This window comes from Janthinobacterium sp. GW822-FHT07A03 (assembly GCF_058798815.1).
Window position 1 is genome coordinate 82642 of sequence record NZ_JBXAKW010000007.1, and the last position, 25113, is coordinate 107754.

Consider the following 25113-nt stretch of genomic DNA (forward strand, 5'->3'; position numbering starts at 1 on the left):
CTGACCGTCACGGTTTTGGCAGTGCCCGCATTCTTGTCGGCAAACGCCGCCACTTGGCCGCCGATGGCCAGGGTTTCATCACCCACCAGGCCACTCAGGCTGCCGCCGCTCAGTTGCGCCACCGCATTGCCGTCGTAGACCTTGTTGCCCGCCACCTGGCCCGTCACCGTCAGGGCTTTCGGCGTGATGCTGGCCGTCAAGCCGGTCGGATTGGCCACCGTGTAGTTGCTGGCCGAACCAGTGCCGTCCAGCAAGGTTGTGCCGCTGACCGTCACGGTTTTGGCAGTGCCCGCATTCTTGTCGGCAAACGCCGCCACTTGGCCGCCGATGGCCAGGGTTTCGTCGCCCACCAAACCGGCCAGGCTGCCGCCGATCAGTTGCGCTACGGCATTGCCATCGTAGACCTTGTTGCCCGCCACCTGGCCCGTCACCGTCAGGGCTTTCGGCGTGATGCTGGCCGTCAAGCCCGTCGGATTGCTGACCGTGTAATTGCTGGCCGAACCGGAACCGTCCAGCAAGGTCGTGCCGCTGACCGTCACGGTTTTGGCATTGCCTGCATTCTTGTCGGCAAACGCCGCCACTTGGCCGCCGATGGCCAGGGTTTCGTCGCCCACCAAGCCGCTCAGGCTGCCGCCCGTCAGTTGCGCCACCGCATTGCCGTCGTAGACCTTGTTGCCCGCTACCTGACCCGTCACCGTCAGGGCTTTCGGCGTGATGCTGGCCGTCAAGCCCGTCGGATTGGCCACCGTGTAGTTGCTGGCCGAGCCGGAACCGTCGAGCAAGGTCGTGCCGCTGACCGTCACGGTTTTGGCATTAGCCACATTCTTGTCGCTGAAGGCCGCCGTCTGGCCGCCGATGGCCAGGGTTTCGTTGCCCACCAGGCCGCTCAGACTGCCGCCCGTCAGTTGCGCCACCGCATTGCCGTCGTAGACCTTGTTGCCCGCCACCTGGCCCGTCACCGTCAGGGCTTTGGGCGTGATGCTGGCCGTGCCGCTGGAGTTCGTGCTGCCCAGGATGTAGTTGCCCGCATCCGCGCCAGCCAGGGTGAGGCCGCTGACCGACACGACCTTGCCCGTGCCCGCGTTCTTGTCGCTGAACAAACCAGAGCCTGCGACACTCAAGCTGTCGTCACCGATGATGCCGTTGAAGGTCGCCGTCCCCGTCAGGGTAGCCGTCCTCGATCCATCGTAGATCTTGTTATCCACGCCCACGTTCGACACGCTGCCGATGCTGGCCCTGGCGATGTCGGCCACGCCGCTGGATACCGTGCTGGCCAGCGTATAGTTGCCCGCATCCGCGCCGCCCAGGGTGATGCCGCCGACATCGACGGTCTTGCCCGTGCCCGCATTCTTGTCGCTGAATGTGCCATTACCCGCTACCGTCAAGCTGTCATCGCCGAAGATGCCGGTGAAGGTGGCCGTGCCATTCAGGGTGGCCGTTTTCTGGCCATCATAGGTCTTGTTGTTGACGCCCACGTTCGACACGCCGCTGATGCTGGCCTTGGCGATATCGGCCACGCCGCTGGATATCGTGCTGGCCAGCGTATAGTTGCCCGCGTCCGCGCCACCCAGGGTCAGGCCGCTGACATTGACGGTCTTGCCCGTGCCCGCGTTCTTGTCGCTGAACAAACCAGAGCCTGCGACACTCAAGCTGTCGTCGCCGAAGATGCCGGTGAAGGTCGCCGCGCCATTCAGGGTGGCCGTTCTCTGGCCATCATAGGTCTTGTTGTTGACGCCCACGTTCGACACGCTGCTGATGCTGGCCTTGGCGATATCGGCCACGCCGCTGGACGTCGTGCCGAGCAGATTGTAGTTGCCCGCATCCGCGCCGCCCAGGGTGATGCCGCTGACAGCCACTGTCTTGCCCGTGCCCGCATTCTTGTCGCTGAACACGCCATTGCCGGCGACATTCAGGCTGTCGGCGCCGATGATGCCATTGAAGGTGGCCGTGCCAGTCAGCGTGGCCGTGTCCGAGCCATCGTAGGTCTTGTTGTTGACGCCCACGTTCGACACGCCGCTGATGCTGGCCTTGCTGATGTCGGCAGTCACGTTACCCGGACTGGTGAAGGTGTAGTTGCTGGCCAGGCCAGTGCCATTCTGCAAGGTCGTGCCGCTGATCGTGACCACCTTGCCCGTACCGGCGTTCTTGTCGCTGAAGGTGCCGACGCCGCCGATGAAGCTCAGCGTTTCACCCGCGACCATGCCGCTCAAGTTGCCACCAGACAAGACTGCTGCCGTCGTGCCATCGTAGACTTTATTGCCGGCAGTCACACCGGAGAGCGTGACGGCCTTGGGCGTGATATTGGCCGTGGCAGTGGCCGAATTATTGGTAAAGTTGTAATTTCCCAGGTCGCTGCCGGACAAGGAGATATTGGTAATATTGACGGCCTTGTTGCTCCCCACGTTTTTATCCGTGAACGCGCCGCTCGCGCTGAACAACTGCACATCGTCGCCGGCAATCTTGCCATTGATCACGGCCAAGGCAGGGCTGAGGCTGGCGTTGAGGTTGCCGTTATAAATCTTGTCCAGGGCGCTCAAACCGCTAATGCTGGAAATCGTTGCCTTCGCGATATCGCCAGTCATGCCGCCAGGGGCACTCACCGTGTAGTTGCCGGCCAGGCCGCTGCCATCGCTCAAGGTCACGCCGCCGATCATAATGGCCTTGCCCGTGCCCGCGTTCTTGTCGCTGTAGCTGGCGCCCTGCACGCTGAAGGCCAGGGTTTCCGAATTGACCAGGCCATTCAAGGCGCCGCCGCTCAGGTTCGCATTGGCGGTGCCGTCGTAGACTTTATTGTTGCCGCTCAAGCCCGTCAGCGTCAGTGCCTTGGCAGTGATATTGGCGCTGCCGCTGGCCGTGCTGCTGCTCAGGTTGTAGTTGCCCGCGTCCGTGCCGCCCAGCGCGATGCCGCTGATATTGACGGTCTTGCCAATGCCCGCATTCTTGTCGGCAAAGCTGCCGCTGGCGCCCGACACGCTCAGGCTGTCGCCGCCCACCATGCCGGCAAAGGTGGCACCTGCCGTGTTCAGGCTGGCGGCCACGCTGCCGTCATACACTTTATTTCCAGCAACAATACCGTTCACGCCGCTGATGGTGGCCTTGCTGATATTGCCGGTGCCGCTGCCGGTGCTGCTGCTCAGGTTGTAGTTGCCCGCGTCCGTGCCGCCCAGAACGATGCCGCTGATGTTGACGGTCTTGCCATTGCCCGCGTTCTTGTCGGCAAAGCTGCCGCTGGCGCCCGATACGCTCAGGCTGTCGCCGCCTACCATGCCCGTAAACGATGCCCCTGCCGTGTTCAGGCTGGCGGCCGTCGTCCCGTCGTACACCTTGTTGCTAGCCACGATGCCGGCCACGCCGGTGATGGTCGCCTTGCTGATATCGGCGCTGCTGCTGGCCGTGGTACCGGTCAGGTTGTAATTGCCCGCGTCCGTGCCGCCCAGAACGATACCGCTGATGCTGACGGTCTTGCCCGTCGCGGCATTCTTGTCGGCAAAGCTGCCGCTGGCGGCCGACACGCTCAGGCTGTCGCCGCCCACCATGCCGGCAAACGTGGCGCCTGCCGTGTTCAGGCTGGCAGTGGCGGTGCCGTCATACACTTTATTTCCAGCAACAATACCGCTCACGCCGCTGATGGTGGCCTTGCTGATATTGCCCGTCAAGCCATTCACCGGCACGAGCGCATAGTTGCCGCCGGCGCTGCCGCCCAGGGTGGCGTTGGTCGTCACGGCGATGCCGTTGCCCGCATTCTTGCTGGCATACGTGCCGCTCACGGCCGAGCTTACATTGGCCAGGTCGCCGGCCAGCACGCCGATCAGCGTGCCCGTGATGGAGGCCACGGTGGTGCCGTCGTAGACCTTGCCGGCCACCGCCGCACCGCTCAGGGTGACGGACTTGCGCGTGATCACCAGGCCGCCATCGATATAGCTGACCGCATAGCCGGACTGGCCGCCCGACGAGTACAGGCCGCTGGCCGACACGCCATACGTGCCCGCATTGACGGCGCCTGAGGCATTGCCCGCATACACGGGCGTGCCCAGCAGGTTGGCGCCATCCACCGTGTTCGAGTAGGTGACGCTATTGCTGCCGCCAGCGTAGGCCACGCCGTCATACACCTTGCTGTCGTAGGAAACGCGCACGGCGATCTGCTTCATGAACGAACGCAGGAAAGGCGCGCTCTGGCCATCGTAGACCACCCACATCTGCGCCAGTTCCCAGCCCGCGCCCGTGTAATTCGACAGGTTTTTCAGCTGCGCCGTCGTCATGCCCGTGCCACCGGCACTAGCCGCCTGGCCGCTGGCCGCCGTGTCCCAATAGCTGCCCGTGACGCTGCCCGTATTGGCGCCCGCCAGGCCGCCCACATTGCTGGAGCCGCTCACGCTGCCGTTCGCGTAACTGTTGGCGACGCTGCCGCCATTGCTGCCCACCAGGCCGCCGATGGTACTGGTGCCGCTCACGGCGCCGCTCGCATAGCTGTCCACCACCGTGCCCGTATTGCTGCCCACCAGGCCGCCGCCGGCGGAGGTGCTCGTCACGCCGCTGGTGGCAAAGCTGCCGCTGATGGTGCCGGCATTGCTGCCGGCCAGAGCGCCCACATTCGTGCCGCCCGCCACGCTGCCGCCGGACAGGCCCACATTCGCCACCACGCCCCCGCTGCCGATGGCGCCGAACAGGCCCACGTTGTTCACGCCCGCCTTGGCGATGTTCAGGCTGGAAATGATATGGCCGGTGCCGTCGAGGCTGCCCGTGAAGGCCGAAGCTGCCGTGCCGACGGGGATGAAGCCCGTGCTGCCCCACACATCGTTGCCGTTCGCCGCCGTGCCGGCCGCGCTGAAGCTGCTGCCCAGCGTGTAGCTGGCGGCCTTGTTCATCGCCATCAATTGCAGCTGGTGCGTGGAATTGATGGTGTTCGACCACTCCGACGCCAGCATGGGGCGCGTGCCGGCGCTGGCGCCATTGAGCGAGCCATCGCCGCTGGCGATGACCCAGTTGTTGCCCGTCGCACCGGCGGTGCTCGTGAAATTAAACCCCGTAAAATTACTACCTTGCAACATCTGCGCCGCACTCAAGCCCTGGGCCACGGTGCTTGCGCCATTGCTGACTACGCCAACGGCCGTTGCCGCCGGATTCAGCGTGTTGTTGAAATAGGCATTGACGATGGAACCACCATTGTGATCGCCGACAATGGCACCGTTATTGACGCCGGTCGTCGTGAGCTTGCCCGAATAATATACATTGGTGAGGGCAACACCGATGTTGTAGCCCACCACGCCGCCCACGGTGGAGTTGCCCGTCACATTGCCGGTGGCATAGCTGTTGCTTATCGGGCCAGAGGACACCCCGACCAGGCCACCGATGTTATTGCCGCTGCCCGTCACGTTGCCGGTGGCATAGCTGTTCGTTACCGCGCCGCTTTCTACCCGGCCCAGCAAGCCACCAAGGCCCGAGGTCCCCGTCACGTTGCCCGTCGCATAGCTGTTCGTCACCGTGCCACCGGCCGTGTTGATGGCCGCCAGGCCGCCGCCATAGCTGCCGCCCGCGCTGCCGACGCTGACGGCGCCCGTGGCGTAGCTGTCGCTGATCGTGCCGCGGTTGTACACGGCCAGGCCGCCGGCAAAATAACTGCTCGAGCTGGTAGCGGCCGAACTCGAACTGCTCTTGATCAAACCACCGCCGGCATTCACGCCGACCAGGCCTGCGGCGGCGCCGTATCCATAGCCAACCGAGATATTCGTCGCGGCGACCGTCCCTGCGGCACGGCTGTTGCTGACCGTGCCCGCATTGGTGCCCACCAGTCCGCCCATATTGATGTAACCGGCGCCGTGCACGGCGCCGCTGCTGCTCACGTTGCTGATCGTGCCCGCATTGTAGCCAGCCAGTGCGCCAATATCCGTGTAGCTGGCGCCGAACACGGCTTGCGAACCCGTGATGTTGACATTGCTCAAGCTCAAGTTGCGCACGCTGCCGGCGAGGCCAATATTGCCGAACATCGCAGCCGGCGTCTCGGCACGGTTGACGGTCAAGCCATACAGTTCATGGCCCAGGCCGTCAAACTTGCCGGTAAACGGCGTCCCGGCGCTGCCGATCGGCACAAACCCCTGGCCGCCGTCCCAGCTGCCCGTGATACTGGCGTCGATATTGCTGCCCAAGACATAGTTGCCGGACAAATTAGCCTTCATGCCCTGCACGTCGCTGCCGGTAGTGCTGTTGAAGGCGCCCAGGCTGTTGATGACCTGATACACGACGACGCTGCCATTGCTGCCCAGCTTGGTGCTGAAATTATTACCCGATGGCAAGTCCACTTCGGCCTTGACGTTGTACGTGGACAAGTTGCCGGCGGCGAGCCCACTCTGGCCATATTCGAGCGCCAGGCTGGCCGTGCCCCCGCCGCGCATGGCCTTGTTGATGTTGATGTTGTTCTGTGCCGTCAGGGTCAGCTTGTTGGCCGTCCAGTTGATGTTATCGTTGACGTTGATGTTGCCTTGCGTGCCACTGCCGCCGGACACGCTCTGGATCTGCACATTGCCCGACTTCAAGGAGTTGCTCAGGAAGGCGCCCGTCATGTCGCCGCCGGAGACGGCGATATTGAAGTCGGTCGGGTCGATCAGCCAGGTGCCCGACAGGCCCTTGGCCGACGCCGTCGTCACCTTCAGCGCATCGTCGATCTTGACGTGCGCGGCCGAGGTGTCGATAAAGCCGCCCTTGCCGCTGGCGGGCGCGCTGGCGTCCAGGGTGCCGGCCGCGTTCACCGTGCCGCTTTGCATGTCGCCCAGCAACTTGATCGTGCCGCCGCGCGTGTCGATCGTGTGCGCCTCGATGACGCCCGTGTTGTTGACCACGGTTTTCAGCAGGTCGCCCGCCGCCTGCGCCGTCAGGACCACGCTGCCGCCGTCAGCCTTGATCATCCCGCCATTGTTGACCAGCGCGCCCACGGCGCCCTGGTCAACCGCCACGTTCAGCAAGCCGTCACCGGCCACGTCCAGCGTGATGGCGCGGCCCGCCGCCAGCGCTACCGAACCCAGGCGCGCCTGGATCGTGCCTTCGTTCGAGACGTTGGCGCCCAGCAAGGCCACATAGCCGCCCGGCGCGCTGATGCTGCCCTGGTTCAAGACTTTACCGCTGCCATTGCCGGAAAACTGATACTTGCCCGACATGAAATCGCTATTCGAGATGTCCAGGGTGGACGCCACCAGGCCCGCCGTGTTCACGGACGCGCCCTGGCCGAACAGCACGCCATTCGGGTTGACGATGAACACCTTGCCATTGGCCGACAGATTGCCCAGGATGGTCGTGCCGTCGCTGCCCAGCACGCGGTTCAGGGCCACCGCATTGCTGTTGGGCTGCTGGAACTGCACCGACTCGCCCTTGCCGATATTGAAACTGGCCCAGTTGATGACGGCGTTCTGGCTGCCCTGCTGGATCACCGTGGCACCGGGCGCGCCGTTGATCGCCGCCTGCCCCGCCACCACCGTGCCGCCCGCCGGCCCCGCCAGGGCCAGCGAGCCATAACCGAGCATCAGCGCCGCCGCCATGCTGGTCAAGGCAAAATGCGCCCCGCCCCCGCTGCTGCCTGGCATCGAGCGCTTGCCGGCGGATTTGACGTTTTCGGAAACGGCGGCGTAGGCGCCGGTGGCCTGGTTCCAGATGGAGCGGTAGATGCGGTTCATGGCAGTGTCCTGATTGTATTAACTTGTCTTAATTAGAAGTATTTAATGGCTTGCAGCCAGAAACGGCCTGCCGCATCGGGTGCGGAAGTCGCCTTGGCATTGCCCAGCTTGTGCGCGTAATACGCCTTCAGCACGAGCGCATTGGCGCCCGTCCACGTCACGCCCACGCCGGCGCCGCTCAGGGTGCGGCGGTTCTCGCCGGCGCTCCAGGCATCGCGGTTCAGCTTGACGCTGCCCGTGTCGGCAAAGGCCAGCACTTGCAGCTGGCCGGGAAACGCCGTGAACGCCGTGATGTTCTGGCGCAATTCCAGATTCAGCACGTAGCCCTGATCGCCATACGCCTCGCCGCCCGGATAGGCGCGCACGCCGCTCACGCCGCCGATGCCCATCTTTTCGGAGACATCGAGGTTTTTCGATGCCGCCTGGCCGCTGATCACGCCGAACAAGCTCGTTTCGCCGCCCAGGCTCTGCACGCGCGCCGCGTTGAAGGCAAGCTTGTTGAAGTGGCCGTTGCTCTTCACCGTCAGCTGGTCGATCAGCAAGGCGAGCGGCGTCTCGATATCGATCTTGCCCGTGGTGTAGGTCAGCGAATACGTGCTCGCGCCACCGCCGCCCCAGCCGTCCTTGCCGTCGCCATTCAGGTTCAGCATCCACACCTTGGCCGTCTTGTCGTTGACGGTGCCCGTCGATTCCGTCCTGTCCTGGAATTTCTTGTCGTCGTAGCTCACTTGCGCATACAGATTGTTGCTGCGCGAGCGGATCAGCGGATAACTGCCATACGCGCTGGCGATCTTCGCCGTTCCCTTGGCGTCGAGCACGGCAAATTCCTTGCCCAGCTTGTAATCCATATACGTGTAGGCGCCGCCCAGGCGCAGCAAGCCTGCCTGTCCCTGATAGGCCAGGCGGCCATAGTTCAAGCCGTCGGCCGAGGTGAAGGCGCGCACGGTGGCCACGTCGCCGATGCCGGCCAGTTCATTGATGTTCAGGGTGGCGCCGATGCGGTTGCGGCCAGTGTAGCGGTTGCCCTGGTTGTCCAGGTCGATGCTGCCGTTGAAACGCGAACCGGGCTGCACGTCGACGATCAGGTCGGACGCGCCCAGCGAGGCACCGGGCGCCAGGGTCGAGCTGACTTGCACGCCCGGCAAGTCCGACAGCAGCAGCAGGCGCCGTTCCAGCGGCGCCGTGGAAATCACCTGTCCGTCCAGGCCCGCCAATAGCGTGCCGGCCAGACCGTCGGACAGATTGCTCTGGTTGCGCAGCTGCACCTGGCCATATTGACCCGGCAGCACGTTGATGGCGACGATGCCATCGTGGATGTCTTGCGCCGGCAGATAGGCCTGCGCGAGGAAATAGCCGCGGTTCTGGTAATAGCTGGCAATTTTTGACGCCATGGCGCGCAATTCGCCCAGGGTCAGCTCGCTGCCCGGGACAAAACCCGTGGCGGCGACCAGTTCGCTCTCGGCAAAGACGGGCGGCGCCGTGATCTGCAGGCGCTGCACGCTGATGCGCGTGGTATCGCCCACCGTCGTGGCCGGCACATTGCCCTGCTGTACGCGGATGGCTGGCGGCGCTTTCGGCAGCTGGGGCGCGGCGGGAATCTGCTGCAGCTGGCTGCCTGCGCCCGGAGGATCGACGGCCCAGGCGGTCTGGATCAGCGCCAGCAAGGTCAATGGAAGTAATTTGGTGTTCAAGGTCATCCTTTCAGGCGGCGCGCCCGCGCCAGGCACGCCGCTTCCGGCGGCACTGACGGGGAATACAAGAGCTGGGAGCAATATTCTTTTGATAGCAATGTTAAATACAATGGCAACTAAAAAATAAAATTCTCAACAGCAACATTGATCCATTTTAGCGCGTGATGAGACGAGAAAATACCTGTCTGGGGGACTGATTCACTACATTGGTGCAGCCAAAACACGCGCGTCAGCAAAATCCGTAAAGTCGCCTGAAAATGCATCTTTCCACTAAGAAATTCGTTGTCTTCATGCAACAAAATTCCCTGAACCTTACTATCGACATGCTACTTTTCACTGCCCAAATAGTTGTTTCAATGATGAATGATTGATATTGTCGCAAGATAAAACAATGTTATTGTTTTACACATATTGATTCTCTTTCTGTGACACAATTTCTTGCGCCGCGCGAGCATGTCACATTCTTGCAAAAATGAATTTCAAATGAATCAATATCGATAGCAGAAATGACTGAAAAAACAGGCGGGACAGCCAGCTCGCATGCCGGGCACGGGGCCGGCATGCGAGCTGCTGCGGGTAGGAAGAGAAGGTGAAGTGCGCTACCGGTTCAGCACGTATTTCGCCAGGGTCGCGGCATCGGCTACGCTGAGCTGGCTGAATGGCGGCATGGGCACGGGGCCCCATTTGCCGGCACCGCCATTGCGGATGTTGGCCGCCACGGCGGCGACACTATCCTTGCCCTTGTATCGGGCCGCCACTTCCGCAAAGCCGGGGCCGACCACCTTCTGGTCGAGGGCGTGGCATGCCATGCAGCCATTTGCCGCCAGCAAGGTTTTGACATCCTTGCCGCCGGCGGCCGGGACAGCGGCTGCGGCGGGCTTTACTGCGGCGGCAGGCGCCGCGGCGCTCCGCTCCGCGCCATAGGTTTTCACCAGGTAGTCGACCATGGCCGGCACGTCCGCGTCGTCAAACTGGGCGCCGAACGGCTTTTTCATCTTCTTGACGGTCGCTTCCCAGTACGCGCGCGGCGAAGCGGGCGGCTGGGTCGACGCATACTGGGCCGCGTGGCAGGTCATGCAGTTGCGCTGCACCAGCTGGTAGCCGGGCAATTCGCTGGGTTTGTAGGTGGCCGTTTCCGGCGGCAAATGGATTTCCAGCGCGCCCGCGCTGCCGGCAAGCGCCAGGGCCACGGCGGTGGCGAGTGTTTTGATCAGCATCTGGTTCTCCTCACACTGCGTCGATGCGCGTGGTTTCCACCACGTTGCGCATATAACCCATGGGATTCCACAGGGCTTTCATCGGCTGGCTCTGGCCGATGCGGTTGACGGCGCGCACCATCAGCACGTGCTTGCCCTTGCGCGGCGCCTTCATGACCATGGTCCACTCGCGGAACGAGAAACGCCCCAGGTCCTTGCCCAGCGTTGCTTCCTGCCACGTCTGGCCGCCGTCTGCCGATACCGTCACCTCGCTGATGCCCTGCCCGCCATCGAAGGCGATGCCGCGCAAGGCCAGGTCGCGCCCCGCCTTCACTTGCGCGCCATCTTGCACGCTGGTAATGAAAGAGCGCACGTTCAGGCGGCTGATCGGCGTCGTCTTGCCCACCGGCGTACCCGGCTCGATGAAGCCGGAACCGTTGTCGGGGATGCGGTAACCCGTGCTCATCCAGAAACCGTCGAAGGGCTTGTCCAGCACGGTGATATCGCTCAGGTGCTTGACCCAGTAAGTGCCGTAATAGCCGGGCACGATCAGGCGCAGCGGGTAACCGTTCAGGAAAGGAATGTCCTCGCCATTCATGGCCCAGGCCAGCAGGACGTCGCCGGCCATGATGTGCTCGACGGACAAGGCTTTCTGGAAGTCGGGACCGTCGCCCACGGGCGGCGTTTCCAGGCCATTGAAGGCCACTTGCACGGCACTGGCAGCGATGCCGGCCTTTTCCAGCACGGTTTTCAGGGGGATGCCCGTCCAGCGGGCGTTGCCCATGGCGCCATTGCCCAGCTGCCCGCCGTTGGCGCGCGGGGCGAAGAAGCCGCGGCTGTTGCCCGAACATTGGGTCACGGCCACGACGTCGACGGGGTCGGCCAGCTGTTTGAGTTCGGCCAGCGACAGTTCCAGCGGCGTCTTGACGAGGCCGGCGATGCGCAAACGGTAGCTGCCGCCATCAATGCTGGTAGGCAAGCCGCTCCAGTGGTAGCGCACGAAGAATGCGTCGTTGGGGGTAATCGCGCCTTCATTGAACACGCTGAACGGCGTTTCCAGCTGGGGCGGTCTGCTGGTCAGCAGGATCAGCGGGCGCTTTTGCGGGAAGGCCACCAGTTCGCGCTCGCCATTTTCAAAGGGCAAGGTGACGGAGGCAGCCAAGGCTGACCCAGGGCCCGCCACGGCGGCGGCGCCCAGGGCGGCCGTCGTGCGCAGGAAGCGGCGCCGGCCTGCAGGCAACAAGGTCGTATCAGACATGTTTGAGCTCCACTTTGGTGTCGGCCGCTTCGCCGCCATTGCGGTCATCGTTGACCAGTTTCTTGATGTAGTACATGACGCTCATGATGACCACGCTCAACAGGCCGAACCAGAACGACACGCGCTGCTCCGTATCGGACGACACGCTCATGGCACCGAGAATCACCAGCATGGCGATGATGGTGAAATACGTCAGGTAGGGAAACAGCCACATGCGCACCTTGATGCGTTCCGGGCATTCGCGTTCCAGGCGGCGGCGCAGGCGCAATTGAGATATCGCAATCAGCAGGTAGACGAACAGGATCAGGATGCCGTAGGAGTTGACGATGAAGGGGAAGACCAGGTCGGCCGACACATACGAGACAGCAATGGCGAAATAGGCGAACAAGGTGCTGAACAGGATGGCGCGAATGGGCACGCCGTTCTTGCTCAGCTTGACCAGGCCCGTGGGCGCATCGCCGCGGCGCGTCAGTGCAAAGATCATGCGCGACGAGGCGTACAGGCTGGAGTTCAGCGCCGACAGCACGGCCGTCAGGATGATGGCGTTCATGATGTGCGCCGCGTACGGAATGTTCATGACGGTCAGGGCGCTGACGAAGGGCGTGGCGATGGCCGGCGAATCCCAGGGCACGATGCAGACGACGACGAACATGGAACCGACATAAAACATCAGCACGCGCATGACGACGGAATTGGTGGCACGGGCGATGGCCTTGGCCGGGTCCGACGTTTCGGCCGCGGCGATGGTGACGATCTCGGCGCCCGAATAAAAGGCCGTGGCGGCCACGGCGCCGCTCAGTACGGGGCCCCAGCCGTGCGGCATGAAGCCGCCATGGCTGGTCAAAAAGCCCAGGGTCGGGATGCTGTTAGGCAAGCTGCCCGTGATGAACAGGGCGCCGACAAACAGGAAGACGACGATGGCGACCACCTTGATCGAGGCGAACCAGAATTCGAATTCGCCAAACGCCTTGACGGAGAACAAATTGAGCACCGTCATCGACACGAGCAAGACCAGGCTGATGGCCCACGACGGCACGTCGGGCAGCCAGAAATTGACCAGCTTGGCGCCGGCGATGGCTTCCAGGGCGACGACGACGACCCAGAAATACCAGTACATCCAGCCGCTCATGAAGCCGAGGAATTTCGATACCTTCGGCTTGTCGTCGAAGGCCAGGCGCGCGTATTCGTAAAAGGAGCCGACCACGGGCAGGGACGAGGCCAGCTCGCCCAGCATGCGCATGATCAGGACGACCAGGCCGCCCGTGAGCAGGAAGGATAGGATGGCGGCCGGGCCGGCAGCCTTGGCGATGACGCCGCTGCCAACGAAAAGGCCGGCGCCGATCACGCCGCCGATGGCGATCATGCTCATGTGGCGTTGCTTCAGCGAGTGCTGCAAGCCCGTGTTGTTGTGGTTGTCGCTAATCATGTTTGTCTCCTGTTAAAACACCTGACAACGCCTACTGCGCGTCGCGATTTGCGGCCTCCGATGCTCACTGTGCATCCGCACAGCTCCGCTTCTCAGCCACAACTCACTGCCGCTCGCTACGGCGATTGTCATGTGTTGTCAATATCTGAAGCTCGGTGCGCCCTGGCCTGCTGCGGCTGGTTCTTGCCGCGCGGCTTTGTTTTATTTGGGCAACACCGTCAAGCAGCATCGATACATCATCAAATCAGTCTGGTTGGCTGCATGCCATAAGTCAATCTGGAAATGCAGCGGCCCGGCGCGGCGCCCAAGGGGCAAGCGCGCTGGAGGATACGTACGGGGTATGGCTGAGTTATTGCTGCTTAAAAAATGGGAGCGGCGGCAACACTTGTGGCATTAGCGCCACTCCCGGGAACGTCTTACACCTTGCCCTTCCATGGCACGAGGGTACGTTCGAGGTAGCGCATCATCAAATCAAACAGGAAAGCGAAGAAGCCGATCACGATAATGCCCATGATCACCACATCGCTGGCGAGGAACTCGGAGGCGCTCAGCACCATGTAGCCGAGGCCGCGCGTGGCCGCCACCATTTCGCCCGCCACCAGGGTGGTCCAGCCCACGCCGATACCGATGCGCATGCCGGTGAGGATTTCCGGAATCGCCGCGCGCAGGATCACGTGCACGATGACCTGGAAGCGGGTGGCGCCCATCGAGTACGCGGCGTGGATTTGCTCCAGCGACACGGAGCTGACGCCGGCGCGGGCCGCGATGGCCATCGGCGCGAAGATGGCCAGGAAGATCAGGTAGACCTTCGAAAACTCGCCGATGCCGAACCAGATGATGACCAGTGGCAAGTAAGCAAGCGGCGGCAGCGGCCGGTAGAACTCGATCAAGGGATCGAAGATGCCGCGCGCCACGCGGTTGACGCCCATCATCACGCCGACGGGAATGGCGAACAGGCAAGCCAGGCCAAACGCGCCGAACACGCGCACCAGGCTGGCCACCGTGTGTTCCCACAGGGTTGCGCCGCCGAAACCGGTGGTGGCCGCCATGATGAATTTTTCATAGACAGCTTGCGGCGACGGCAGGAACAGCGGTTTCACGAGGCCGCTGGCCGTCACGCCAAACCACAGCAAGAGCACGGCGATGACGGTGACGGTGGCGATGCGGCTGGAATTGCCCTGCCCCGGCGCGCCGAACGCTTCGCCGGGCATGGCGCAGCGGGGAGCGAACAGGCGGCCAAAAAAGCCGGCGCGCTTGGCGGTGGTGGGAGGAAATCCCACGACGGATGGGCTATGCATGGGACACCTCCAGCTCTTTATTGACGGCGCGCTCGTCGCCATAAATGATGTTGAGCACGGTTTCGCGCATCTTGATGAAGTCCGGGCTCGATTTCACGGCGCGCGCATCGCGGCATTCGAGGAAACGCTTGTTGAAATCGAGTTCATACGTGTGCGTGATGCGGCCCGGACGGGGCGACATGACGATCAGCCGGTTCGCCAGGAACAGCGCCTCGTCGACGCTGTGGGTAATGAAGAAGAACATGGTGCTGGACTTGGCCCAGATATCGAGCAGCAATTCCTGGATGGTTTCGCGCGTCAGCGCGTCGAGCGCCGCCATCGGTTCATCCATCAGCAGCATGGCGGGATTGCTGGTCAGGGCGCGGGCGATGCCCACCCTTTGCTGCATGCCGCCCGACAACTGATAAATCATATTGTCGTGAAAGTCCTTCAAGCCGACGAGCGCCAGGTTCTTGGCCGCCTGTTCGCGCCGCACGGCTTTCGGCACGCCTTGCAGCTTCAGGCCGAATTCCACGTTTTCCATCACGTTCAGCCATGGCAGCAAGGCATGCTTCTGGAACACGACGCCACGGTCGGCGCCCGGCCCTTCCACTTTATTGTCCCCGAGCATAATTTCACCCTTGGACGGGGCGATAAAGCCCGCCATCAGGCTCAGCAAGGTTGTCTTGCCGCAACCGGAAGCACCGAGCGCGACGACGAAGTCGCCGCTATTGATGGTGAGATTGATATTATTTAAGGCATGTACGCGTTCACCGGCCGTCTTGCCCGGATAAATCACGCTGACATCCTTGACGTACAGATTTTCCATCGTGTCCCCACAGTTCTGTTCAACGCACTCTGTTCAGTCAGCGCGCCCGCAGGCGCGCCATCGCACAACGTTTACTTCAGCAGGCCGGCGGCCTGTGCATACTTGGGTGTCACATATTTGGCGTAGTCAGGGGCCAGCGTATCGATCTTGCCTTCGCCCTTCAAAAATTGCGCCGTGGCCAGCAAGGCTTGCGCCACGCCGCCCTTCGCGCCGCCACCGAGCCAGGCCGGCGACGCCTGTTCCTGCAGCGATGGGTAGGCGTACAGGGCCACGGAAGCGGCCACGTCCTTGGCAGCCGCGCCCGAATGCCTGACGTTGGCTTTGACTTGCGGGGAATCGATGGTCCACGCCTTCGGATTGGCGCGGTAGTCGGCGTCGGCAGCGGCCATCACCTTGACGAACTTGGCCATGAAGTCGGCGTTCGCTTCGCCCCAGGCGCGCTCGACGGCCATGCCGTCAAACGTGGCCTTGCCCTTCTTGCTCAATTCGCCGGAGGTGACCAGCACCTTGCCGTTTTGCTTGAGTTTGCTCAAGGCCGGGTCCCACACGAAGGCCGCGTCGATGTCGCCCCGTTCCCAGGCGGCGGCGATCTGGTTCGGCTGCATGTTGAGCAATTTCACTTCCGTGGGCTTGATGCCCCACGTTTCCAGCGCGAACATGGTGTGGAAGTGTGTGGTGGAAACAAACGGCACGGCGATCTTCTTGCCGCGCAAGTCCGTCGGCTTGCTGATGCCGGCGCCATTGCGGGCCACCATCGCTTCGGCTTCGTTGATGTCGTCGATGATCCAGAACAGCTGCAGGTCGACGCCGCGGCTGACGGCCGCCGTCAATGGGCTCGAACCGATGACGCCGATCTGCACGTCGCCGGACGCCATGCCGGTGGCCACCTTGGCGCCCGAATCGAACTTGCGCCAGTTGATCTTATAGCCGGTGGTCTTTTCCACTTCGCCGCTGGCGATCGCTACCAGGAAGGGACCGTTGATTTCCTGGTAGGCAATCGTCACTTCCTTGCCTTGCGCGAAAGCCGTGCCGCTTGAAGCGACCGCCACGCCCAGCACCAGGGTGCCGAGGACGGCGCGGCGCATCGTTGAAAAAACCGTTTTGCTCGTATTTGTGTTCATGTCTCACTCCAAGTTATTGTTATGTGTGAACGTTCGGGCAATCTCATCCTTGCGGATGGCGCCGCTGGTTGCTCTTTGTCAACCATACGGCGGCTTAGTACGGCTGCTGCGATTTAAAACACTTCATCCTTCAAGTGATACCAGCGGTACAGGAAGCGCTGGCCCAGGCGGCGGAACGGGGCGAACGCTTGCGACTCGACCAGTTCCATCATGTTGGGATACGGCAATTTCGAATTAAAGATCGGCAAGCCCGTGTCGCTGGCCTTGCCCGCGATGCGCTCGGCCATGCGCCGGCCCGCCTGCGCCGAATACATGACGCCGTTACCGCCGTAACCGAGCGAATAGAAGATCGATTGCTTGGGGTCCGGCTGCACGATGCGCGGCATCATGTCGTGGCTGACGTCGACCCAGCCCCACCACGAGTAATCGATGGGAATACCGGTCAGCGCGGGGAACTTGCGGTGCAGATCGTTGATCAAAAACTGTTTGTACTTGTCGTCCGGCGCGTCGGCGCCCGTGATGGCGCTGCGGCTGCCGATCTGCACGCGGTTGTCCGGCATCAAACGGTAATAGTGGCGCAGGATGCGCGTATCCGTGATCACCTGGTGGGTGCGGAAGTTGCACGCCTCGATTTCCGCCGCGGTCAACGGGCGCGTGACGAGCGAATTCGACAGAATCGGCAGCAAACGGTTCTTCACTTGCGGATGCAGGTGGGGCGAGGTATAGCCGCCCGTGGCCACGGCCACGGAGCGGGCACGCACCACGCCGCCCGGCGTTTGCAGATAATGCACGCCGTTGCGCGTTTCCCAGCCCATCACGGGGCTGGACGGGTGCACCTTGGCGCCCAGCGCGCGCGCCTTGCGCAGGTAGCCGAAGGCCAGCTTGCCCGCGTGGATGCCGATGCCTTCCGGCTCGTGCAGCGCGCCGGCCGCTTCCTTGTCGTCGACGAATTCGCGCTTGACGGTGTCGGCATCGAGGATGCGCGCGTCGTACTTGAAGATCTCGCGCATGACCTTGGCTTCTTTTTCCAGCGCGGGCATGGCTTTCGCCTTGTGGGCGATGTACAGGTGGCCGCCCGGCTGCGGGTCGCAATCGATGTCGGCCGTGATCTTCTTGAATGTCTGCATCGCGTCGCACACTTCCGCGTGCAATTTGAGGGCCGTGTCCATGCCGTAACGGGCGATCCACTGCGAGCGCTTCAGGCGGCCCGTCGTGCATTGCGCCTGGCCGCCGTTGCGCGTGCTGCAGCCCCAGCTGACCCGGTTCGCTTCCAGCACGGTAGCCTTGATGCCGTGTTCCTGGGCCAGGAAGATGGCGCAGGAGAGACCGGTAAAACCCGAGCCGATGATGGCCACGTCGACGTCGATGTCATGCGTGATGGGGCCGTCGTCGGCAGGCGGCTCGCCGGCCGTGCCGATCCAGTAGGTGGGCGCGTAGGCATTGCCGTGGCCGGGGCGCTGGGCCAGCAGCGGATCGAAGGCGGGATCGTAGGGCGTGCGGGCGGCGGTGCTGTTGCCCAGTACGTCAGATGGGGTGTCGACAGGTTTGTTCATGATCATTCCCGGTGAACGTACTGGCTTAAGCTTTGACGACGGGTGGGCGATCCTTGCGGAAGGCGTTCTTCACGGCGATCTTGCCGTCGCGGAAAGTGAAGATGTCGACCATGCGCGCTTCGATGCGCGTACCGTCCGCCTTGGTGCCGGCAAAGGTCGATTCCGTCACGCCGCGCTGGCCGCTGACGAAGTGCACGGGGTTCAGCCAGGCGGCATCGGGAAAGGTTTGCCAGGCCAGCTCGAAACCGGCGCGCACGGCGTCGCGGCCGACAAAACTCTTGCCCAGCAAGTCAGGGCCGGCCACGGCGTGGAATTCGCAGTCGTCGGCCATGGCGGCCATCAGGGCCTCGATATCGTGGCGGTTCCAGGCATCGCCGAACGCTTGCAGGAAGTCGATGGTGACGGCGTCGGTGTGCGGTACAGGGTGGTTCATGGTGGTCTCCGTAAATCGTTTTTGATACGATACGTTCCGTTTTTTGTCTTTTATTGAATTTAAGCCTTAAGCATGGCCTTGTCAAATCAAATAATCCAAAAAACGGGACGCCTTGTATTCTTTAATGAAATTATGATGTTTCCGTGACAATCCGTGAGAATTTGGTCACAGGCCAGATCCTCACAGGCCGGCTTACTTATACGTAATCTTTGTACTTGTCCAGATGACGGATCGGCTTGCTCAGCGCATCGCGGCGGAACGGATCGCCCAGCTCGCGCGTGCACATGATTTCAATGATGGTCGTCTTGCCTTCATTCATCTGCATGTCGATCGCCTTCTTCAGTGCCGGACCCACGTCTTCCAGCTTGTCGACCGTGATGCCTTCGGCGCCCATGGCCCGCGCAATTTCTGCGAAGCTCTGGTTGTCGAGCTCGCCGGCCACGAAGCGGCGGTTGTAGAAATCTACCTGGTTCTTCTTTTCCGCGCCCCACTGGCGGTTGTGGAACACCACGGCCGTCACGGGAATGTTGTGGCGCACGCAGGTCATCGTTTCCATCAGGCTCATGCCCCAGGCGCCGTCGCCCGCATACGATACGGCCGGACGGTGCGGCGCGGCAACCTTGGCGCCGATAATCGTCGGGAAGGCATAGCCGCAGTTGCCAAAGCTCATCGCCGCAAAGAAGCTGCGCGGCTTTTCGAAGCGCAAGTAACTATTTGCCACCGAATTGATGTTGCCGATGTCGGTCGACACCATCACGTCTTCCGGCATGGCTTTTTCCAGTTCGCGCAAGACCTGGCGCGGGTGCAGATAATTGCCTGGCTCTTTCTTCTGCTCTTCGATCATGTCCAGGCTGTACGCATCTTTTTCATGGGTCCAGTTCGTCAATTCCTCTTCCCACGCGGCCTTTTCCGCTTGCACGGTGGCGTAGCGCGCGTCGCGCGTGGCGTCGCAGTCCAGCGTCTTGCCATCCAGGCGGGCAAGAATCGCCTTGGCGGCCGCCTTGGCGTCGCCGCAGATGCCCACCGAAATCTTTTTCACCAAACCGAGCATCTTGTTGTCGGCATCGATCTGGATGATCTTGGCGTTCTTCGGCCAGTAATCCATGCCGTGCTGCGGCAGGGTGCCGAACGGTCCCAGGCGCGAGCCTAAAGCGACGACGACGTCGGCCTGGGCGATCAGTTTCATCGCCGCCTTGGAACCTTGATAGCCCAGCGGGCCGCACCACAGCGGGTGGCTGGCGGGAAACGAGTCGTTGTGCAGGTAGCTGTTCACGACGGGCGCACCGAGGCGCTCGGCCAGGGCCTTGCATTCTTCGATCGCTTCGCCCATGACGACGCCGCCGCCCGAGATGATCACGGGGAACTTGGCCTTGGCCAAGAGCTCCGCCGCATCGTTCAGGCTTTGCTCGCCGCCGGCGCCGCGGTCCAGGCGGTTCGGTTTCGGGATCTCGGCCTTGATTTCGCCATAGAAGTAATCGCGCGGGATGTTCAATTGCGTCGGTCCCATTTCCGACATGGCGCGGTCGAAGCAGCGGCCCGTGAACTCCGCCATGCGGGCGGGATTGGTGACGTGGCCTTGATATTTCGTAAATTCCTCGAACATCGGCAGCTGGTTCGCTTCCTGGAAGCCGCCCAGGCCCATGCTCATCGTGCCCGTCTCCGGCGTGATGATGACGACGGGCGTGTGCGCCCAGTAGGCGGCGGCAATCGCCGTGACGCAATTGCTGATGCCGGGGCCATTCTGGCCGATGACCACGCCGTGGCGGCCCGAGACGCGGGCATAGCCGTCAGCCATGTGGCCGGCGCCCTGCTCGTGCACGACGGGGATCAGGCGGATGCCGGCCGGGGCGAAGATGTCCATCGGGTCCATGAAGGCCGAGCCCATGATGCCGAACATGTCGGTCACGCCATTGGCGGCCAGGGTTTCCACGAACGCTTCGGACGGCGTCATCTTTTGCGGCCCGGTGGGGGTGGCCGCTGCGGCGGCGGCTTTTTGCTCGGTCATGTCATTCATGGGTGTCTCCTGGTCTGTGGTAATGAACTGCAGCGTATTTATCAAATTATTTATCAAAAAACGGTATATTTTGTTCCGAAATTTGATATACAATTCAATTTAAGCGTTCGGCAATCAAAAGTCAAACAGAATTTCGAGGAAACGGTACAATTTGAGTTCGAAAATGAAATAAGCTGATGTAACACTCAGATACCCAACCGAGGCCACCATGGACATGATTTCATCCCCAAAACTTGAGCCCGAAAAACTGGAAGGCGACACGCCCACGATGCGTTTGTTTGCCTTGCTGGAAGTGATTGCCGAGAAAGACCAGTTGCTGTCGCTGCAAGCGCTGGTGGAAGAAACGGGGCTGCCGAAGCCCACTTTGCACCGCATGCTGCAGCAGCTGGAAAGCGTGGGCGTGCTGCAGCGCGAAAGCGACGGCCGCCACTACAGCACGGGCGTGCGCCTGCGCCGCCTGGCGTCTAACCTCTTGATTAACAACACCTTCCATGGCGCCCGCCGCATGGTCTTGCGCCAGCTGGTCGAAGAAGTGGGCGAAAGCTGCAACCTGACGGCCTTCAGCGGCAGCGAAGTGGTGTACCTGGACCGGGTGGAAACGGCGGCCCCGCTGCGCTTCTACCTGCATCCCGGTTCGCGGGTGCCGGCCCACTGCTCGTCCAGCGGCAAGCTGTTCCTGGCGCAAATGACGCCCGTTCAACGGCGCCGCCTGCTGGGCCACATGGAATTGACGCGCTTTACGGACAAGACGGAAACGGACCCCGTCAAGCTGGAACGCGAACTGGAACTGGTGCGCCGCAACGGCTATGCGCTGGACGACGAGGAATTCCTGCCCGGCCTGTTGTGCGTGGCCGTGCTGGTGCCGAACCCGAACGGCCGCTCGAACCTGGCCGTGGCGATCCAGGCGCCCATCATCCGTTTGACGCACGACAAGGCTTTACATTTCTTGCCAGCATTGCAACGCGCCGCGCAAGCCCTGGCCGCCATCGAATCGGAAACCATGCCGACGACGGGCGGGGATGACGACGCATTGCAGACAGGTAATTCATAACCGCTGCGGCACCCATGCTGCGGCTTGACCAGGAGAACAAGGTGCCAGATTCACGCCAACATCCCCCCGCCGCCGCAGCGCAAACCTTGCAGTCCGTGCGCAGCCTGTTCCACATCGACAGCGACCTGCTCGTGCCCGTCTTCATGGAACGCGATCCGCACGTGCCCGACATCGATCCCGCCTACCGCTTCAACAAGGACGTGACCCTGGCGATTTTGGCCGGCTTCACGCACAACCGCCGCGTGATGGTGCAAGGCTTGCACGGCACGGGCAAGTCCACGCATATCGAGCAGGTGGCGGCGCGCCTGAACTGGCCCTGCGTGCGCGTCAACCTCGATGGCCACATCAGCCGCCTGGACCTGGTCGGCAAGGATGCCATCGTGCTGCGCGAACAGCAGCAGGTGACGGAATTCCAGGAAGGCATCGTGCCCTGGTCCTTGCAACGCCCCGTGGCCCTGATCTTCGACGAGTACGACGCGGGCCGCCCCGACGTGATGTTCGTCATCCAGCGCATCCTCGAGCGCGACGGCAAGTTTACTTTGCTCGACCAGAACCGGGTCATCACGCCCCATCCCCACTTCCGCCTGTTCGCCACCTCGAACACGGTGGGCCTGGGCAACCTGAACGGCATGTACCACGGCACCCAAGTGCTCAATCACGCGCAGATCGACCGCTGGAACATCGTTGCCACATTGAACTATTTGCCGCAGGACGAAGAAACGGACATCGTGCTGGCGCGTGTCCCCGCCATGAATGACGAAGCGGGCCGCCAGCTGGCAAGCAGCATGGTGGCCGTGGCCAGCCTCACGCGCCACGGCTATGCGGCGGGCGACCTGGCTTGCCTGATGTCGCCGCGCACGGTAATCACCTGGGCGGAGAATTGCCAGATCTTCCGCGACCCGGCGCTGGCTTTCCGCCTGTCCTTCCTCAACAAATGCGACGAGGCCGAGCGGCCCATGGTGGCCGAGTATTACCAGCGCTGTTTCAACGAGGAATTGCTGGCGAGCCAGGCATGAACGCCGAAGCCATCGTTCCTGCCGCCTACACGCGCGAACAGCAGGAAACGGATGAGCTGTGCGCGGGCGCCATCCGTGCACTCAGCGGACAGGCGGCGATCCGCTACCGCGGACGGCGCCTGCACGACGGCCACCGTCCCCTGCCCATCCACGCGGCCCATCTGCAGCCCGATGCGGCGCTGCAGGATTTGCCCTCGCTGCGCGGCACGGCCGACAGCGTGGCCCTGCGTTTGCTGCACACGGATGCGGCCCTGCACAAGTCGCTGTGCCCGCCCGAGCCCGTGGCGCGGCTCGTCTTCGAGCTGCTGGAACAGTTACGGGTGGAAACGCTTGCGCCAGATCAACATACCGGCGTCATCGCCAACCTGCGCCACCGTTTTACTGCCTGGTCGCATGCGTTCTACGATTCCGGCCTGGCCGAAGGCGCGTCGGGCTTGCTCTTGTACACCGTGTTCCAGATGTGCTGGTCGCGCCTGACGGCCAAGCCCGTGCTGGAAAAGACGGAAGATTTTATTGAAGCCACGCGCTGGTCCCTGTCGTCGCAACTGAGCGGCGACCTGGCGGGCTTGCGCCGCCACCGCGCCGACCAGCTTGCCTTTGCGCGCCATGCGCTGGCCATCGCCCATGCCGTCGACGCCATGCTGAAAGAGGCGCAAGCGGCGCGCGACGGCAGCGAGGACGACGGGGGCGACGCGAAGGCGCAGGCCGCCTTCAAGCTGCTGCTCGATTTCGACAGCGACAATGACCATCTGCCCGATGCCGCCCCGCTGGGCGACAGCCGCGCCTTCAGCGAGGGCACTGGCGGCTACAAGGCTTACTGCACGGCATATGACCGCGAAGACAAGGCCGGCGAGCTCGTGCGCCGCGCCCTGCTGCTCGAGTACCGCGAACGCATGGATGCACGCATCGCCAGCCTGGGCATCAACACGGCCCGCCTGGCGCGGCGCTTCACGCAATTGCTGGCCGTGCCCCAACGCGACGGCTGGTCGTTCGGCGAGGAAGAGGGTTATATCGACGGCCGGCGCCTGGCGCAGCTGATCAGCTCGCCGTCCGAGCGCAGGCTGTTCCGCAAGGAACAATTCCTGCCCCAGGCCGATTGCCTGGTCACCTTTCTCGTCGATTGCTCCGGCTCCATGAAGACGCATGCGGAATCCGTGGCCGTGCTGCTGGACATATTGCTGCGCGCGCTGGACCAGGCGGGCATCACGACGGAATTGCTGGGCTTTACGACGGGCGCCTGGAACGGAGGAAGAGTCAAGCGCGACTGGATGCGCGCCCGCTCGCCCGCCCATCCGGGCCGCTTGAACGAACTCGTGCACATGGTGTTCAAGGATGGCGAGACGAACTGGCGCCGCGCGCGGCCCGACATCGCCGCCCTGCTGAAGGCGGACCTGTACCGCGAAGGCGTCGATGGCGAAGCCGTGGATTGGGCCTGCACGCGCATGCTGGCGCGCCCGGAGCGGCGGCGCATCCTGCTCGTCGTGTCAGACGGTTGCCCGATGGATACAGCCACGAATCTGGCCAACGACGAGTTTTACCTGGCGCAACATCTGAAACAGGTGGTGGCGCGCCGCGAAGCGCAGGGCGCCGTGGAAATCTGCGGACTGGGCCTGGGCCTGGACCTGGGCGCTTACTACAGCCGCAGCCTGGCCACCACCCTGCCCGCCTCGCTGAACAATGAACTGTTCAGCGAGATCGCCCAGCTGGTTGCCGGGCGCAGCCGGCGCTGATCAGGCGCGGGGCTTGCGGCGCCGCATCATCACGCCGGCCAGCGCCAGCCCCGTCAGCAGCATCACATAGGTTTCCGGTTCCGGCACGGCGCTGACGTATTCATACGTCACTGCCACGCGGCCGGAAGCGGCCGTCTGGAACTGCGTCAGCAAATTACCCGCGCCGCTGCCCGTCGAGGAACCGATGGCATTCAAGCCCAGGTAAATCAAACCGCCGCCCGCCGAGGAAAACAGGGCAAAGTCGCTGGCGCTGGCGCTCGTGTAGCTATTCGACCCCGTGCTCGAGCGGGGCCCCGTGTCCGCGCCCGAAGTCCCCGCGAAATCGATGCTGCCATCAAAGGCGCTCAGGGCGAATGTCTGCGTGAACAGCGGATTGGCCACCAGCAGGGTGGAATTGTCGGGACGGTACAAGGTCAGCAGCGAGGCCAGGCTCAGGGTCACGTCGGAAGCGCCCGCATCCAGGCTTTCCGCCCTGCCGCTGCCCTGCACGCCCCCTTCCAGATGGAATTTGATCGACGTCAAGGTGCCCAGGCTGCTGTCGAACTTGCCCAGCCCCAGGGTATCTGACCAATTGGTGGCGCCCAGGGCGCGGTCGGCGCTGAAGCTGATGGTCTGGGTGGCCGCCTGCGCGGAAGATGCGGCGCCAAGGCCTAGCACGGCGGCTGCGGCCAGTGCGATGAGAGATTTTTGCATCGATGACTCCTGTTCATTCAATGAGGAAGAGTGGATCACGCAGTGATTCACGCAGGAAGCGCGAGGGAGGTCCCTCGCGCCACAGCCCGGCCATTCAGCTAACCAGACAATTCATTGTAATAAATGAAAGAGTCGCAATATACTCAGTTTGTTGCAATTTTAAA

General features: G+C 62.8%; 15 protein-coding genes. 3 read left to right on the forward strand and 12 right to left on the reverse strand.

The window, feature by feature from the left end:
- The 11 genes from AC1RJW_RS20155 to xsc all read right to left on the reverse strand — a co-directional run.
- On the reverse strand, positions 1–7661 hold a 7661-nt coding region (locus AC1RJW_RS20155; protein ID WP_493046561.1), incomplete at its 3' end, for a YDG domain-containing protein.
- A gap of 32 nt (positions 7662–7693) precedes the next feature.
- Positions 7694–9352, reverse strand: a complete 1659-nt coding sequence (locus AC1RJW_RS20160; protein WP_493046562.1) for a ShlB/FhaC/HecB family hemolysin secretion/activation protein — start codon at positions 9350–9352, stop codon at positions 7694–7696.
- A gap of 599 nt (positions 9353–9951) precedes the next feature.
- Positions 9952–10569 carry a SorB family sulfite dehydrogenase c-type cytochrome subunit gene (gene sorB / locus AC1RJW_RS20165; RefSeq protein WP_493046563.1) on the reverse strand — a complete coding sequence of 206 codons (618 nt, stop codon included), beginning with the start codon at positions 10567–10569 and terminating at the stop codon, positions 9952–9954.
- 10 nt (positions 10570–10579) lie between these two features.
- Positions 10580–11806, reverse strand: coding sequence for a SorA family sulfite dehydrogenase catalytic subunit (sorA, locus tag AC1RJW_RS20170; protein WP_493046564.1), 1227 nt, complete (start codon positions 11804–11806; stop codon positions 10580–10582).
- Positions 11799–13232: an amino acid permease gene (locus AC1RJW_RS20175; RefSeq protein WP_493046565.1), complete on the reverse strand. Its 1434-nt coding sequence runs from the start codon at positions 13230–13232 to the stop codon at positions 11799–11801. Before AC1RJW_RS20175 ends, sorA begins: the two co-directional genes overlap by 8 nt.
- Before the next feature lie 416 nt (positions 13233–13648).
- Complete coding sequence (locus AC1RJW_RS20180) at positions 13649–14443, reverse strand: ABC transporter permease subunit (RefSeq protein ID WP_070219225.1); 795 nt, start codon at positions 14441–14443, stop codon at positions 13649–13651.
- Between the two features lie 79 nt (positions 14444–14522).
- Entirely contained in the window at positions 14523–15338 is an 816-nt protein-coding gene (locus AC1RJW_RS20185) for a taurine ABC transporter ATP-binding protein (RefSeq protein ID WP_070219220.1), read from the reverse strand.
- A gap of 71 nt (positions 15339–15409) precedes the next feature.
- Positions 15410–16459, reverse strand: coding sequence for a taurine ABC transporter substrate-binding protein (tauA, locus tag AC1RJW_RS20190; protein ID WP_493046566.1), 1050 nt, complete (start codon positions 16457–16459; stop codon positions 15410–15412).
- Between the two features lie 113 nt (positions 16460–16572).
- The gene (locus AC1RJW_RS20195) at positions 16573–18012 is read right to left on the reverse strand and encodes an NAD(P)/FAD-dependent oxidoreductase (protein WP_493046567.1); all 1440 of its coding nucleotides are present in this window, start codon (positions 18010–18012) and stop codon (positions 16573–16575) included.
- Positions 18013–18037: 25 nt separating this feature from the next.
- Positions 18038–18445 carry a nuclear transport factor 2 family protein gene (locus tag AC1RJW_RS20200; protein ID WP_493046568.1) on the reverse strand — a complete coding sequence of 136 codons (408 nt, stop codon included), beginning with the start codon at positions 18443–18445 and terminating at the stop codon, positions 18038–18040.
- 196 nt (positions 18446–18641) lie between these two features.
- Positions 18642–20450, reverse strand: a complete 1809-nt coding sequence (gene xsc / locus AC1RJW_RS20205) for a sulfoacetaldehyde acetyltransferase (protein ID WP_493046807.1) — start codon at positions 20448–20450, stop codon at positions 18642–18644.
- A gap of 223 nt (positions 20451–20673) precedes the next feature.
- On the opposite strand from xsc, the gene AC1RJW_RS20210 reads away from it, so the two are divergent.
- From AC1RJW_RS20210 to AC1RJW_RS20220, 3 genes are read left to right on the forward strand one after another with little or no spacing between them, the layout of a single operon-like run.
- Positions 20674–21510, forward strand: coding sequence for an IclR family transcriptional regulator (locus AC1RJW_RS20210; protein WP_373632440.1), 837 nt, complete (start codon positions 20674–20676; stop codon positions 21508–21510).
- 41 nt (positions 21511–21551) lie between these two features.
- Positions 21552–22526, forward strand: coding sequence for an AAA family ATPase (locus AC1RJW_RS20215; protein ID WP_493046569.1), 975 nt, complete (start codon positions 21552–21554; stop codon positions 22524–22526).
- Positions 22523–24256, forward strand: coding sequence for a cobaltochelatase CobT-related protein (locus AC1RJW_RS20220; protein ID WP_493046570.1), 1734 nt, complete (start codon positions 22523–22525; stop codon positions 24254–24256). Before AC1RJW_RS20215 ends, AC1RJW_RS20220 begins: the two co-directional genes overlap by 4 nt.
- Here the strand turns inward: AC1RJW_RS20220 and AC1RJW_RS20225 are convergent, their stop codons facing one another.
- Positions 24257–24949: a choice-of-anchor E domain-containing protein gene (locus tag AC1RJW_RS20225; RefSeq protein ID WP_493046571.1), complete on the reverse strand. Its 693-nt coding sequence runs from the start codon at positions 24947–24949 to the stop codon at positions 24257–24259.
- Positions 24950–25113: the final 164 nt, after the last annotated feature.

Coding starts and splice junctions, on each gene's coding strand:
- sorB (WP_493046563.1), bottom strand. CDS start 10,569: ATGCTGATCAAAACACTCGCCACCGCCGTGGCCCTGGCGCTTGCCGGC.
- sorA (WP_493046564.1), bottom strand. CDS start 11,806: ATGTCTGATACGACCTTGTTGCCTGCAGGCCGGCGCCGCTTCCTGCGC.
- AC1RJW_RS20175 (WP_493046565.1), bottom strand. CDS start 13,232: ATGATTAGCGACAACCACAACAACACGGGCTTGCAGCACTCGCTGAAG.
- AC1RJW_RS20180 (WP_070219225.1), bottom strand. CDS start 14,443: ATGCCCGGCGAAGCGTTCGGCGCGCCGGGGCAGGGCAATTCCAGCCGC.
- AC1RJW_RS20185 (WP_070219220.1), bottom strand. CDS start 15,338: ATGGAAAATCTGTACGTCAAGGATGTCAGCGTGATTTATCCGGGCAAG.
- tauA (WP_493046566.1), bottom strand. CDS start 16,459: ATGAACACAAATACGAGCAAAACGGTTTTTTCAACGATGCGCCGCGCC.
- AC1RJW_RS20195 (WP_493046567.1), bottom strand. CDS start 18,012: ATGAACAAACCTGTCGACACCCCATCTGACGTACTGGGCAACAGCACC.
- AC1RJW_RS20200 (WP_493046568.1), bottom strand. CDS start 18,445: ATGAACCACCCTGTACCGCACACCGACGCCGTCACCATCGACTTCCTG.
- xsc (WP_493046807.1), bottom strand. CDS start 20,450: ATGACCGAGCAAAAAGCCGCCGCCGCAGCGGCCACCCCCACCGGGCCG.
- AC1RJW_RS20210 (WP_373632440.1), top strand. CDS start 20,674: ATGATTTCATCCCCAAAACTTGAGCCCGAAAAACTGGAAGGCGACACG.
- AC1RJW_RS20220 (WP_493046570.1), top strand. CDS start 22,523: ATGAACGCCGAAGCCATCGTTCCTGCCGCCTACACGCGCGAACAGCAG.
- AC1RJW_RS20225 (WP_493046571.1), bottom strand. CDS start 24,949: ATGCAAAAATCTCTCATCGCACTGGCCGCAGCCGCCGTGCTAGGCCTT.